The sequence below is a fragment of the Streptomyces sp. NBC_00459 genome (genome assembly GCF_036013955.1).
GTDB lineage: Bacteria > Actinomycetota > Actinomycetes > Streptomycetales > Streptomycetaceae > Streptomyces.
Genome location: NZ_CP107903.1, coordinates 3,204,377 through 3,217,490 on the forward strand (window position 1 = coordinate 3,204,377; position 13,114 = coordinate 3,217,490).

Here is a 13,114-nt window from a genome sequence, read left to right on the forward strand (position 1 = left end):
CTAGTCACGATTCGGCGACGAGGGCAGCCCCCGAGGTGCGTGCCTGCACCTCTTGGGGCTGATCTAGGCCGACATGGGTCGCTGCACCCTGATCGACTGCAACAGCCCCACCGCCACCCACACGGCGAACATCGACGATCCTCCGTACGACACGAAGGGCAGTGGCAGACCGGCGACCGGCATGATTCCCAGGGTCATCCCGATGTTCTCGAACGCCTGGAAGGCGAACCACGCGATGATCCCGGCGGCGACGATCGTGCCGTACAGCTCGGTCGTCTCCCGGGCGATACGGCAGGCGCGCCACAGGACGACGCCCAGGAGCACGATGATCAGGCCCGCGCCGACGAAGCCGAGCTCCTCCCCCGCGACCGTGAACACGAAGTCGGTCTGCTGCTCCGGGACGAACTGGCCCGTGGTCTGGGAGCCGTGGAACAGCCCGGTTCCGGTGAGGCCGCCGGACCCGATCGCGATCCTCGCCTGGTTGGTGTTGTAGCCGACCCCGGAGGGGTCCAGCTCCGGGTTGGCGAAGGCGGCGAAGCGGTTGATCTGGTACTCGTCCAGCACACCGAGCTGCCAGATCAGGACCGCGCCGAGGGCGCCCGTGCCGAGCAGACCGAAGATCCAGCGGTTGGAGGCGCCGGAGGCGAGCAGCACACCGAGCACGATGATGACCATGACCATGACCGACCCGAGGTCGGGCATCAGCATGACGATCATCATCGGTACGGCGGCCAGCCCCAGCGCCTGGAGGACCGTGCGGTGGTCGGGGTAGAGCTTGTCGCCCGCGTCGACCCGGGCGGCCAGGAGCATCGCCATCCCCAGGATGATCGTGATCTTCACGAACTCCGAGGGCTGGAGCGAGAAGCCGCCGCCGAGCACGATCCACGCGTGGGCGCCGTTGACCGTCGCGCCGAGCGGGGTCAGCACCATGAGGATCAGGAAGACCGAGAGGCCGTACAGGATCGGCACGGCGTTGCGCAGGTTGCGGTGGCCGAGCCAGACCGTGCCCATCATCAGACAGAACCCGATGCCGGTGTTCATGAGGTGCCTGATCAGGAAGTAGTACTGGTCGCCCTGGTTGATCTCGGTGCGGTTGCGGGTCGCCGAGTAGACCAGGATCGCGCCCATGAAGGACAGCGCGAGTGCGGACAGCAGTATCGGCCAGTCCAGTCTGCGGGCCAGCGAGTCGCGGGCCAGCAGACGGGACAGGGACGAGCGTTCGGGGCCGTAGCCGGAGACGGAGAAGGTGTTCCCGCCGGTCATGAGGTCCTCCTCCTCGTACTCCGCCCGCGCCGGCGGTGGGCCCGGTTGGTGCCCGTCCGTTCGGACGCGACCGTGGCCGGCGGGAGCTGGCCGCCCGCGAGAGCGAGCGTCTCCTCGGTGGCCTCCTTCGGCGGCACGTACGGCTTGATCTTCGGGGCGTCGATCGAACCGTCCGACTCGATCTTCGGCAGGCTCTTCTGCGGGGTGGGCAGCAGCGCCTTGCTGTTGTCGATCTTGCCGTCCGGGGAGACCCCGTACAGAGCCTCGTATATCTTGCGGACGGCCGGACCGGAGGCTCCGGAACCCGTACCACCCTGGGAGATCGTCATGACGATCGTGTAGTCCTTGGTGTACGTCGCGAACCACGAGGTGGTCTGCTTGCCGTAGACCTCGGCCGTACCCGTCTTGGCGTGCATCGGGATCTTGTCCTGCGGCCAGCCGCCGAACCGCCAGGCGGCCGAACCGCGGGTGACGACTCCCTCGAAGGCACCGTCTATGTCCTTCAGGGTCGCCTTGCTGATCGGCAGTCTGCCGTGCGACTTGGGCGCGATCGCCTGCACGGACCTGCCGTCGGCGCTGACGATCGCCTTGCCGACCGTCGGGTCGTACAGGGTGCCGCCGTTGGAGATCGCCGAGTAGATCGTCGCCATCTGTATCGGCGTGACGAGGATGTCGCCCTGCCCGATCGAGTAGTTGACGGAGTCACCGGCGCGCATCAGGTTGCCTTCGAGGCAGTTCTCGTACGCGATCTGCTGGGCGTACGAGCCGCCCTTCTTGCCGTACTTGCACCAGGAGGCCTTGTTGGCCTTCCAGTACTCCTGCTTCCACTTGCGGTCCGGGACGCGGCCGGCGACCTCGTTCGGCAGGTCGATGCCGGTCACTGCGCCCAGGCCGAACTTGTGGGCGGTGGTGTAGAACCAGTTCTTCGCGTTCTTGTTCGGCTTCAGACCGCCGTCCTTCGCCCATTCCTCGTGGGCGAGGCGGTAGAAGACGGTGTCGCAGGAGACCTCGATGGCGCGGCCGAGGCTGATCGGGCCGTACCCCTTGGACTCGTAGTTCTTGAAGACCTGGCCGCCGATCGAGTACGAGCTGGAGCAGTCGTAGCGCCCGTCGAAGGGGTAGCCCGCGTTGACGGCGGCCGAGGTGGAGATGGCCTTGAAGATCGAGCCGGGGGCCGCCTGGCCCTGGATCGCCCGGTTGAGCAGCGGGTAGTTGGAGTTCTTGCCGGTCAGCTTGGCGTAGTCCTTGGCGGAGATGCCGCCGACCCAGGCGTTCGGGTCGTACGTCGGGTTGGACGCCATGGCGACGACCCGGCCCGTCTTGGCCTCCATGACGACGACCGCGCCCGCGTCGGCCTTGTAGTTCTCGCTGGTGTTGTCGTCGTAGTCGTCGCGGGCTTTCTTCATCGCGTCGTTCAGCTCGTACTCGGCGACCCGCTGGACCCGGGCGTCGATGCTGGTGACGAGGTTGGAGCCGGACTGGGCGGGGTCCGCCTCGGCGGTGCCGATGACGCGGCCGAGGTTGTCGACCTCGTAGCGGGTGACGCCGGCCTTGCCGCGCAGCTCCTTGTCGTACTCCCGTTCAAGACCGGAGCGGCCGACCTGGTCGGAGCGGAGGTAGGGCGAGTCGGTGTTCTGCGCCTTGGTGATCTCCTCGTCGGTGACCGGGGAGAGGTAGCCGAGGACCTGGGCGGTGTTGGAGCCGCCGGGGCCCGCGTAGCGGCGCACTGCCTCGGGCTCGGCGGTGATGCCGGGGAAGTCCTCGGAGCGCTCGCGGATCTGGAGGGCCTGGCGGGCGGTGGCCTCGTCGGTGATGGGGATCGGCTGGTAGGGCGAGCCGTTCCAGCAGGGCTGGGGCGTCTTGGCGTCGCACAGCCTGACCTTGTCCTTGACGTCCTTGGGCTTCATGCCCAGGACCCCGGCGAGCTTGGTGAGGACGGCGTCACCGTCGTCCTTCATCTTCAGCAGCTCGGTGCGGGAGGCGGAGACGACGAGGCGTGTCTCGTTGTCCGCGATCGGCACCCCGCGCGCGTCGAGGATCGACCCGCGTACGGCGGGCTGCACGACCTGCTGGACATGGTTGCCGGACGCCTCCTTGGCGTAGGCGTCCCCCTCGCGGATCTGGAGGTACCACAGGCGGCCGCCGAGGGTACCGAGGAGGGAGAGGACGAGGATCTGGATGACGACGAGACGGATCTGGACGCGTGGCGTCCGGCCGGTCTCGGGAATGTTGGTCACTGGTGCTGCCTCCGCCTCTCAGTACGCGTGCGGGACACGGACGTATGAGGCATACGAGTACACGGTCGAGCTGTGAGTGTCGGTGCCGGGGGCCGTCGGCCGGCGTGCGGTCACAGGCGCTTGACCCCCTTGATCCGGCCGGCGCGGGCTGCCTTCGAGCGGACCGCCTTCATCTTCAGGCCGCCGCGCTGGCTGCCGATGCGCAGGCCGGTGCCGGAGGAGAGCCAGCCCGAGGCGATGTCGGCCTTCTTGGCCGAGGAGTTGGCCTCGGCGAGCGGGTCGTTCTCCGCTCTGCGGGCCAGGAACATGATGCCGGGGACCACGAAGGGCGCGAGCAGCAGGTCGTACAACGCGGCCGTGAACAGCAGGCTGCTGAGGCCGACGTGGCGGGCGGCGGTGTCGCCGACGAGGGCGCCGACACCGGCGTACAGCAGGGTCGTGCCGACGGCGGCGGCGACCACGACGGCCATCGGGCCGGTGGCCGACTTGAGCCGGCCGTTCTCGGGTTTCACGAGACCGGCCAGATAGCCGACGAGGCACAGCACAAGGGCGTAGCGGCCGGCCGCGTGGTCGGCGGGCGGGGCGAGGTCGGCGAGGAGTCCGGCGCCGAAACCGACGAGGGCGCCGCCGACATGGCCGTACACCAGGGCGAGGCCGAGGACGGTCAGCAACAGCAGGTCGGGGACGGCGCCCGGGAGGTGAAGGCGGGCGAGGACGCTCACCTGGATCACCATGGCGACGATCACCAGGGTGGCGGAGAGGAGCATCCGGTTGAAACGCATGGGAGAGTTCAGCTCCTACTGCTCTTGCTGGAACTGGCCGTCGGCCGCGGACGCGGACGGAGTCACCGTCACGGTGACCGTCGGCGTGGGGGTCGGCCTCGGCTTGGCCGGGAGGACGGTGTCGCGCGGGTCGGTGCGCGGGGCCTCGACGACGACACCGACGATGTCGAGCTTGGTGAAGCCGACGAACGGCGTGACGTAGATCGTGCGGGTCAGGTCGCCGCCCGAGGGATCGACCCGGGAGACGAAACCGACGGGTACGCCGGGCACGAACGGCTTGTCGGCCTGTGAGCCGAAGGTGACGAGCCGGTCGCCCTTGCTCACCTTGGCCTTGCCGTTGAGGAGCTGGACGCGCAGCGGCCGGTCGCCCTGCCCGGAGGCGAAGCCCAGTTCGTCGCTGCCCTCCATCCGCGTGCCGACGGTGAAGTCGGGGTCGTTGGCGAGCAGCACGGTCGAGGTGCCGGGGCCGACGGTGGTGACGCGGCCGACGAGTCCGTCGCCGTTCAGGACGGTCATGTCGCGCTTGACGCCGTCGTTGGCGCCGATGTCGATGGTGACCGTCCAGGAGAAGCCCTGGGCCGCTCCTATGGCGATGACCTCGGCGCCCTTGATGCCGTACTGCCCGGCGCCGGCCGACTTGAGCATCTTGTCGAGCTGGCCGAGGCGGCTGCGGTTGCGGTCGTCGCTGCCGAGACGGGCCTTTAGGGCCGCGTTCTCCTTCTCCAGCGTGGCGAGCCGGTCGTGCCGGTCACCGGAGTCGCGTACGGCGGAGACCGCGTCGCCGACCGGGTCGACCACGGTGGCCACCCCGTCCTCGACCGGGCCGAAGACGGCGGCCGCGGCCTGCCGGGCACCGTCGACCGGCGAGTCCTCCCCACCGCGGATGTCCACCGTGATCAGCGCGAACGCGATGGCGATCAGCAGCACCAGGAGCAGCCGGCTCTCTCGTGTGTCCCTCACGTGCGGCGGCGTGCCTTCCTCAATAGAGTTTTTTTGGGGCAAAAGAGTTGGGGCGAAAAGAGTCGAGGCAGAAAGTCGGGCAGAAGAGTTGTTTGGGGGAGCTTATGCCTCTATACCAACGATCCGCCGTACGAGAGGAGATCATCTCGTACGGCGGAATCGAAGAGTTACGTCATCTGCGCGGCTGGGCGTCCAGTACCTGCTGGAGCGCCTCGAACTCCTCCACGCACTTGCCGGAGCCGAGCACCACGCTGTCCAGCGGGTCCTCGGCGATGTGGATGGGCATGCCGGTCTCACGGCGCAGCCGCTCGTCGAGCCCGCGGAGCAGCGCCCCGCCGCCGGTCAGAACGATTCCGCGGTCCATGATGTCGCCGGACAGCTCGGGCGGGCACTTGTCGAGGGTGGTCTTCACGGCGTCGACGATCGCGTTGACCGGTTCTTCGATGGCCTTGCGTACTTCGGCCGCGGAGATCACGACGGTCTTGGGCAGCCCGGAGACAAGGTCCCGGCCGCGGATTTCGGTGTGTTCGTCGTTGTCGAGGTCGTACGCCGAACCGATCGTGATCTTGATCTGTTCGGCAGTCCGCTCGCCCAGCAGAAGGGAGTACTCCTTCTTGATGTGCTGGATGATCGAGCTGTCCAGTTCGTCACCCGCGACGCGGATGGACTGGGCGGTGACGATGCCGCCGAGGGAGATGACCGCGACCTCCGTGGTGCCGCCGCCGATGTCCACCACCATGTTGCCCGTGGCCTCGTGGACCGGCAGACCGGAACCGATGGCCGCGGCCATGGGCTCCTCGATGATGTGCACCTGACGCGCGCCGGCCTGGGACGAGGCCTCGATGACGGCGCGGCGCTCGACGCCCGTGATGCCCGAGGGCACACAGACGACGACACGGGGACGGGCGAGATACCGCCGCTTGTGAATCTTCAGGATGAAGTAGCGCAGCATCCGTTCGGTGATCTCGAAGTCGGCGATGACGCCGTCCCTGAGCGGGCGCACGGCAACGATGTTGCCGGGCGTCCGACCGATCATCTTCTTCGCTTCCGATCCGACCGCGAGAATGCCACCGGTGTTGGTGTTGATCGCGACGACGGACGGCTCGTTGAGTACGATCCCGCGACCCCTGACGTACACCAGCGTGTTGGCGGTCCCGAGGTCGACAGCCATGTCACGGCCGATGAACGACATTGAGTTCCCCATCAGGATTCGTCTGGCCTTCCCAAGTGAAGCGTGTGATGGCTCTGCTTTGGGGCGGCGAAGTGGGTGCGGTGACGTGAAGGCTTACATCGTAGTCGCGCCTGCACGAACACCACGCGAGGGTCTTCGCCATTGTCAGCATGCGATGTGCCGTCTCGCTTCTGGAGACGGGCGTTCGGGGGTAGGCGTTCCCCCGATCGGCACGCATATGCCGGAGGACGGCCGGTTTTCGACGGCCGTCCCAGGTCAGGCATCCGAGTGAGGTGACGGTCCCTCAGGAAACATGCGAACAGAAACTGCGCAAGAATTTCACCGGCCGTACGCCGATGCCCGCCGCCCGGTATCGGGACGGATCAGCCGCGGCCGGGGAAGAAGATCTTCAGCTCGCGCTCGGCCGACTCCTCCGAGTCGGAGGCGTGGATGAGGTTCTCGCGCACGATCACGCCGTAGTCACCGCGGATCGAACCGGGGGCGGCGGCGATGGGGTCGGTGGGTCCGGCGAGCGCCCGCACACCCTCGATGACCCGGTCGCCCTCGACGACGAGCGCGACGACGGGGCCGGAGGCCATGAACTCGACGAGCGGCTCGTAGAACGGCTTGCCCTTGTGCTCGCCGTAGTGCTGCTCCAGCGTGTCCTGGTCCAGCGTACGCAGCTCAAGCGCGGTGATCCGCCAGCCGGCCTTGCGCTCGATCCGGCCGATGATCTCGCCGGTCAGGCCGCGACGGACGGCGTCGGGCTTGAGGAGGACGAGGGTGCGCTGAGTCACGAGGGTGGCTCCATTCGGGTCACGTGTGTGCGGTTGTCAGAGGCTACAGGGCCGGTCCGAGCGGGTGTCACGCAGCGTCAGGACTGGTACCGGCCGACTGGGTCTGCGCGGCGAAACGGGCCTTCGCCTCGTCGATCTTCCGCCCGTAGTGCACGGACGCCCACCACAGCGCGGCGAACATCACGCCCATGAAGAACATGGTCGGCACGATGAAGCCGGACGCGATCAGCGCGATCTGCAGGGCCCAGCCGAGCTGCACCCCGCCGGGCCGGGTGATCACACCGCAGAGCAGCACACACAGCAGCATGGCGATGCCGCTGACCGTCCACACGGTGGACATGGCCAGGTCGGGGTCCTTCATGGCGACGAGACCGGCGAAACCGATCAGGAAGACCTCGCCGATCAGGGTCGAAGCACAGAGCGTACGCACGGAAGGTCAGCCCCTCCCCAGGAGCAGTCGGGTCTCGCCGACCGTGATGACGGAGCCGGTGACGAGTACCCCGCCGCCCGAGAACTCCCCGTCCTCCTCGGCGAGGGTGATGGCGGCCTCCAGGGCGTCGTCGAGACGCGGCTCGACCTGGACCCGGTCGTCGCCGAAGATCTCGACGGCGATGGCGGCCAGTTCGTCGGAGTCCATCGCGCGATGGCTGGAGTTCTGCGTGATGACGACCTCGGCGAAGATCGGCTCGAAGGCTTCGAGCACCCCGCGTACGTTCTTGTCCGCACTCGCTCCGACCACACCGATGAGCCGGCTGAAGTCGAAGGCCTCGCCCACGGCCTCGGCCGTGGCCCGTGCGCCCGCCGGATTGTGCGCGGCGTCCAGCACGACGGTGGGCGAGCGCCGTACGACCTCCAGCCGCCCCGGGGACGTCACCGCGGCGAACGCCTTGCGCACGGTGTCGATGTCGAGGGGCTCGGGCCGCTGGGTGCCGACGCCGAAGAACGCCTCGACGGCGGCGAGGGCGACGGCCGCGTTGTGGGCCTGGTAGCCGCCGTGCAGCGGCAGGAAGATCTCCTCGTACTCCCCGCCGAGCCCGCGCAGCGTCAGCACCTGGCCGCCCACGGCGACCGTCCGGCTGACAACCCCGAACTCCAACCCTTCCCTGGCCACCGTGGCGTCCACCTCGACGGCCTTCTTCAGCAGCACCTGGGCCGCGTCGACCGGCTGCTGGGCGAGGATGACCGTCGCGTCCTGCTTGATGATCCCGCCCTTCTCGACGGCGATCTCACCGGGTGTCCCGCCGAGCCGGTCGGTGTGGTCGAGATCGATGGGCGTCACTACGGCCACATCGGCGTCGATCACGTTGGTGGCGTCCCAGCTGCCCCCCATCCCGACCTCGACGACGGCGACATCGACGGGGGCGTCGGCGAAGGCGGCGTACGCCATGCCGGTCAGGACCTCGAAGAAGGAGAGCCGGAACTCCTGCTGGGCGTCGACCATCTCGACGTACGCCTTGATGTCGTCGTACGTCTCCACGAACCGCTCGGCGGAGATCGGCGCCCCGTCGAGGGTGATCCGCTCGGTGATCGACTGAACGTGCGGCGAGGTGTACCGCCCGGTGCGCAGATCGAAGGCACCGAGGATGGTCTCGATCATGCGGGCGGTGGAGGTCTTGCCGTTGGTGCCGGTGATGTGGATCGAGGGGTACGCGCGCTGCGGCTCCCCCAGCACGTCCATCAGCGCGGCGATACGGCTGACGGACGGCTCCAGCTTGGTCTCGCCCCAGCGCGTGGCGAGGTCCGCCTCCACCGCGCGCAGCGCCTTGTCGACCTCGGGGTCCTGGGGCCGGCCCGGCACGTCGGCGGATGCGGGTGCGGCTCCGCCTGCGGTGCGGAGGGTGCGGCTGCCGGCCTCGATGACCGCGAGGTCCGGGTCGCGGTCGGTCTCGGCGTCGATGATGTCGTCGAAGGGGTCGGTGTCGCTCACGGGGGTCAGTCTACGGACGGGGACTGACAGGGTGCCTACGGAGTGGGGTGGTGGGGGGTTCGTTGGCGGGTGCGGGGCTCGTTGTGGCTGGTCGCGCAGTTCCCCGCGCCCCCAAGAGCACACGGGCCCCCGGGGATCACATGTCCCCGGGGGCCCTCGCGCCCTACAAACGCCTACGCCTGCGGCAGGCTCTCCAGCTGGGCCTGGATGCGGGTGATGTCCTCGTCCGCCTTTGCCAGGCGGCCCTTGATCTTGTCCACCACCTGGTCCGGGGCCTTTGCCAGGAAGGCCTCGTTGCCGAGCTTGGCCTCTGCCTGCTGGCGTTCCTTCTCCGCTGCCGCGAGGTCCTTCGCGAGTCGCTTGCGTTCCGCCTCGACGTCGATCGTGCCGGAGAGGTCGAGGGCGACGGTGGCGCCGGCGACCGGGAGGGTCGCGGTGGCGTGGAAGCCTTCCTCCTCCGGCTGGAGGCGGAGGAGCTGGCGGATGGCCGCCTCGTGCGCGGCGAGCGCGGTGCCGTCGAGGGTGAGTCGGGCGGGGACCTTCTGACCGTCCTTCAGGCCCTGGTCCTTGCGGAACCGGCGGACCTCGGTGACGACCCGCTGGACCAGCTCGATCTCCTTCTCGGCGGCCTCGTCACGGAAGCCACTGTCGGTCGGCCAGTCGGCTGTGACGAGGGTCTCGCCGCCGGTCAGCGTCGTCCACAGCGTCTCGGTGACGAACGGGACCACCGGGTGCAGGACCCGCAGCATCACGTCGAGGACCTCGCCGAGGACACGGCCGGAGACCTTCGCCTGCTCGCCGCCCGCGAAGAACGTGGTCTTCGACAGCTCGACGTACCAGTCGAAGACCTCGTCCCACGCGAAGTGGTACAGCGACTCGCTGAGCTTGGCGAACTGGTAGTCGTCGTAGAACGCGTCGACCTCGGCCACGGTCTTGTTGAGCCGGGACAGGATCCAGCGGTCCGTGGCCGACAGCTGCTCCACGGGCGGGAGTTCGCCCTCGACGGTGGCGCCGTTCATCAGGGCGAAGCGCGTGGCGTTCCAGATCTTGTTGGTGAAGTTGCGGGACGCCTGAACCCAGTCCTCGCCGATCGGCACGTCCGCGCCCGGGTTGGCGCCCTTGGCGAGGGTGAAGCGGACGGCGTCCGAGCCGTACCTGTCCATCCAGTCGAGGGGGTCCACCGCGTTGGGGTTGGACTTCGACATCTTCTTGCCGAACTCGTCGCGGACGAGACCGGTCAACGCGATGGTGTGGAACGGGACTTCGCCGTCCATCGCGTACAGGCCGAACATCATCATCCGGGCGACCCAGAAGAAGATGATGTCGTGGCCGGTGAGCAGGACATCGGTCTTGTAGAACTTCTCCAGGTCCGGGGTCTGCTCCGGCCAGCCGAGCGTGGAGAACGGCCACAGGCCGGAGGAGAACCAGGTGTCGAGGACGTCCTCGTCCTGCGTCCAGCCCTCGCCGGTCGGCGTCTCGTCGTCGGGTCCGACGCAGCGGACCTCGCCGTTCGGGCCGTACCAGACCGGGATGCGGTGGCCCCACCACAGCTGGCGCGAGATGCACCAGTCGTGCATGTTGTCGACCCAGTCGAAGTAGCGCTTCGACATGTCCTGCGGGTGGATCTTGACGCGGCCGTCGCGGACCGCGTCACCGGCGGCCTTGGCGAGCGGCTCGACCTTGACCCACCACTGCATCGAGAGCCGGGGCTCGACGGTCGTCTTGCAGCGCGAACAGTGGCCCACCGAGTGGACGTACGGCCGCTTCTCGGCGACGATCCGGCCCTGCTCGCGCAGCGCGTTGACGATCGTGGAGCGGGCCTCGAAACGGTCCAGGCCCTGGAACGGGCCGTGGACGGTGATGATGCCGCGCTCGTCCATGACCGTCATCGACTCCAGGCCGTGGCGCTGGCCGATGGCGAAGTCGTTGGGGTCGTGGGCCGGGGTCACCTTGACCGCGCCGGTGCCGAACTCGGGGTCGACGTGCGTGTCCGCGACGACCGGGATCGTGCGGTTGGTCAGCGGCAGCTTGATCTGCCTGCCGATGAGATGCGCGTACCGCTCGTCGTCCGGGTGGACGGCGACGGCCGTGTCGCCGAGCATCGTCTCGGCACGGGTCGTCGCGACGACGACCGTGTCCTCGCCCTCGCCGTACTTGATGGAGACGAGCTCGCCGTCGTCGTCCTGGTAGTCCACCTCGATGTCCGAGATGGCCGTCAGACAGCGCGGGCACCAGTTGATGATGCGCTCGGCGCGGTAGATCAGCTCGTCGTCGTAGAGCCGCTTGAAGATGGTCTGGACGGCCTTGGACAGCCCCTCGTCCATGGTGAAGCGTTCACGCGACCAGTCGACGCCGTCACCGAGGCGCCGCATCTGCCCCAGGATCCGGCCGCCGTACTCCTCCTTCCACTGCCAGACCCGCTCGACGAACTCCTCGCGCCCGAGGTCGTGCCGCGACTTGCCCTCCTCGGCAAGCTGCTGCTCGACCTTGTTCTGGGTGGCGATGCCGGCGTGGTCCATGCCGGGGAGCCAGAGCGACTCGTAGCCCTGCATGCGCTTGCGGCGGGTCAGGGCGTCCATGAGCGTGTGCTGGAAGGCGTGGCCCAGGTGGAGGGAGCCGGTGACGTTCGGCGGCGGGATGACGATGGTGTAGGCGGGCTTGTCGCTCTTCGCGTCGGCGGCGAAGTAACCCCGGTCCACCCAGCGCTCGTACAGCTTCCCCTCTACCTCGGCCGGCGCGTACTGGGTCGGCAGTTCGGTGATGGGCGCGGTTGGCTGCTGCTGAGCGTTCTCGGTCACCCGGTCAGTTTAGAGGCGTCACCACCGTGTCCCGAAACACGTTTCTTTCGTAACGGTGGGACACCCGGGGCAACTCGGACGGCCGGCCTGCGCGAGGATGTCAGGAACACATAAGCATCTGGAGGGGAACCCAGAGATGAGCCACAACCAGCCGGGTCCGTACGGCGGACAGCCGCAGCAGCCCGGACCGTACGGGCAGCCGGCTCAGCCGGGTCCCTACGGCCAGCCGCCCCAGGCACCTCAGGGCCCTCCGACGGCTCCCCAGCCGGGCTACGGCTACCCGCAGCAGGCGCCGCCGCCACAGCCCGGCTACGGCTACCCCCAGCAGGCTCCCCCGCAGCCCGGTTACGGCTATCCGCAGCAGCCCGACACGTTCGTCCAGCAGCAGCCGTACGGCCAGGCCCCCTACGGGGTTCCGCAGCCGCCGAGCGGCGGCAAGAAGAAGACGGGGATCATCATCGGGGCGGTGGCCGTCGTGGCCGCCATCGCCGTGGGGGCGTACTTCGTGCTGAGCGGCGGTTCGAGCGGCGGCTCCGACATCGCCGACGACGGCGCGCACAAGCTGACGACGCCGGCGACCGTGCTCGACGGCGCGTACAAGAAGAGCGGGAACTCCGAGACCGGCGGGATGAGCGCGGACGAGATCAAGGACGCCGAGACCTGGGGGGTGCAGAACCCCAAGGACGTCAGCGCCATGTACGCCTCGGGCGAGGGCCTCACCGCCAAGAGCGTGATGTTCTCCGGCGTGTACGGCACCATCGACGACCCGGAGAAGGTCGTCGACGCGATGTTCGCCCAGATGAAGAAGGAGTCGGCGAAGAGCACGTCCGCAGATGACGGCAAACTCGTCGGCAGCCCGCAGGAGGTCACGCCGGTCGGCTTCGACAACGGCGTCATGAAGTGCCAGGAGATCGAGAGCACCCAGTCCGGCACGACGACGAAGATGCCGTTCTGCATCTGGGGCGACCACAGCACGCTCAGCTACGTCCTGTCGTACGACCTCGCCGCCATGGCCACCGGCAAGTCCTCCACGATCGCGGAGGCGGCCGACCTCGCCGCCAAGTTCCGCCAGGACGTGCGCGTCAAGGCCTGACACGCCTCGACGGCGAACCCAACTGCGGAGGGGCCCCGGTCTGTTGACCGGGGCCCCTCCGCAGTTGTCTCGATTCCCTTGCCCTG

The 13,114-nt window shown here is 68.4% G+C and carries 10 protein-coding genes; 1 reads left to right on the forward strand and 9 read right to left on the reverse strand.

Features of this window, described 5'->3' with window-relative positions; genetic code table 11:
• Positions 1-63: 63 nt before the first annotated feature.
• From rodA to OHN74_RS13935, 9 genes are all read right to left on the reverse strand, one after another.
• Positions 64-1,263, reverse strand: a complete 1,200-nt coding sequence (gene rodA / locus OHN74_RS13895; protein ID WP_327694880.1) for a rod shape-determining protein RodA — start codon at positions 1,261-1,263, stop codon at positions 64-66.
• Positions 1,260-3,500 carry a penicillin-binding protein 2 gene (gene mrdA, locus OHN74_RS13900; RefSeq protein WP_327694881.1) on the reverse strand — a complete coding sequence of 747 codons (2,241 nt, stop codon included), beginning with the start codon at positions 3,498-3,500 and terminating at the stop codon, positions 1,260-1,262. The genes rodA and mrdA overlap by 4 nt, the downstream gene beginning before the upstream one ends.
• Before the next feature lie 110 nt (positions 3,501-3,610).
• Complete coding sequence (gene mreD / locus OHN74_RS13905) at positions 3,611-4,282, reverse strand: rod shape-determining protein MreD (RefSeq protein WP_327694882.1); 672 nt, start codon at positions 4,280-4,282, stop codon at positions 3,611-3,613.
• Positions 4,283-4,297: 15 nt separating this feature from the next.
• Entirely contained in the window at positions 4,298-5,242 is a 945-nt protein-coding gene (gene mreC, locus OHN74_RS13910) for a rod shape-determining protein MreC (RefSeq protein WP_327694883.1), read from the reverse strand.
• Positions 5,243-5,414: 172 nt separating this feature from the next.
• Positions 5,415-6,434, reverse strand: a complete 1,020-nt coding sequence (locus OHN74_RS13915; RefSeq protein WP_327694884.1) for a rod shape-determining protein — start codon at positions 6,432-6,434, stop codon at positions 5,415-5,417.
• A 362-nt stretch (positions 6,435-6,796) separates the two neighbouring features.
• Complete coding sequence (gene ndk / locus OHN74_RS13920; RefSeq protein ID WP_327694885.1) at positions 6,797-7,210, reverse strand: nucleoside-diphosphate kinase; 414 nt, start codon at positions 7,208-7,210, stop codon at positions 6,797-6,799.
• Positions 7,211-7,277: 67 nt separating this feature from the next.
• Complete coding sequence (locus OHN74_RS13925) at positions 7,278-7,640, reverse strand: DUF4233 domain-containing protein (protein ID WP_327694886.1); 363 nt, start codon at positions 7,638-7,640, stop codon at positions 7,278-7,280.
• 6 nt (positions 7,641-7,646) lie between these two features.
• On the reverse strand, positions 7,647-9,137 hold the full coding sequence (gene folC / locus OHN74_RS13930; RefSeq protein WP_327694887.1) for a bifunctional tetrahydrofolate synthase/dihydrofolate synthase: 1,491 nt from the start codon (positions 9,135-9,137) through the stop codon (positions 7,647-7,649).
• 173 nt (positions 9,138-9,310) lie between these two features.
• Positions 9,311-11,935, reverse strand: a complete 2,625-nt coding sequence (locus OHN74_RS13935; protein ID WP_327694888.1) for a valine--tRNA ligase — start codon at positions 11,933-11,935, stop codon at positions 9,311-9,313.
• Between the two features lie 136 nt (positions 11,936-12,071).
• On the opposite strand from OHN74_RS13935, the gene OHN74_RS13940 reads away from it, so the two are divergent.
• Entirely contained in the window at positions 12,072-13,028 is a 957-nt protein-coding gene (locus tag OHN74_RS13940; protein WP_327694889.1) for a hypothetical protein, read from the forward strand.
• The last annotated feature ends 86 nt before the right edge of the window (positions 13,029-13,114 follow it).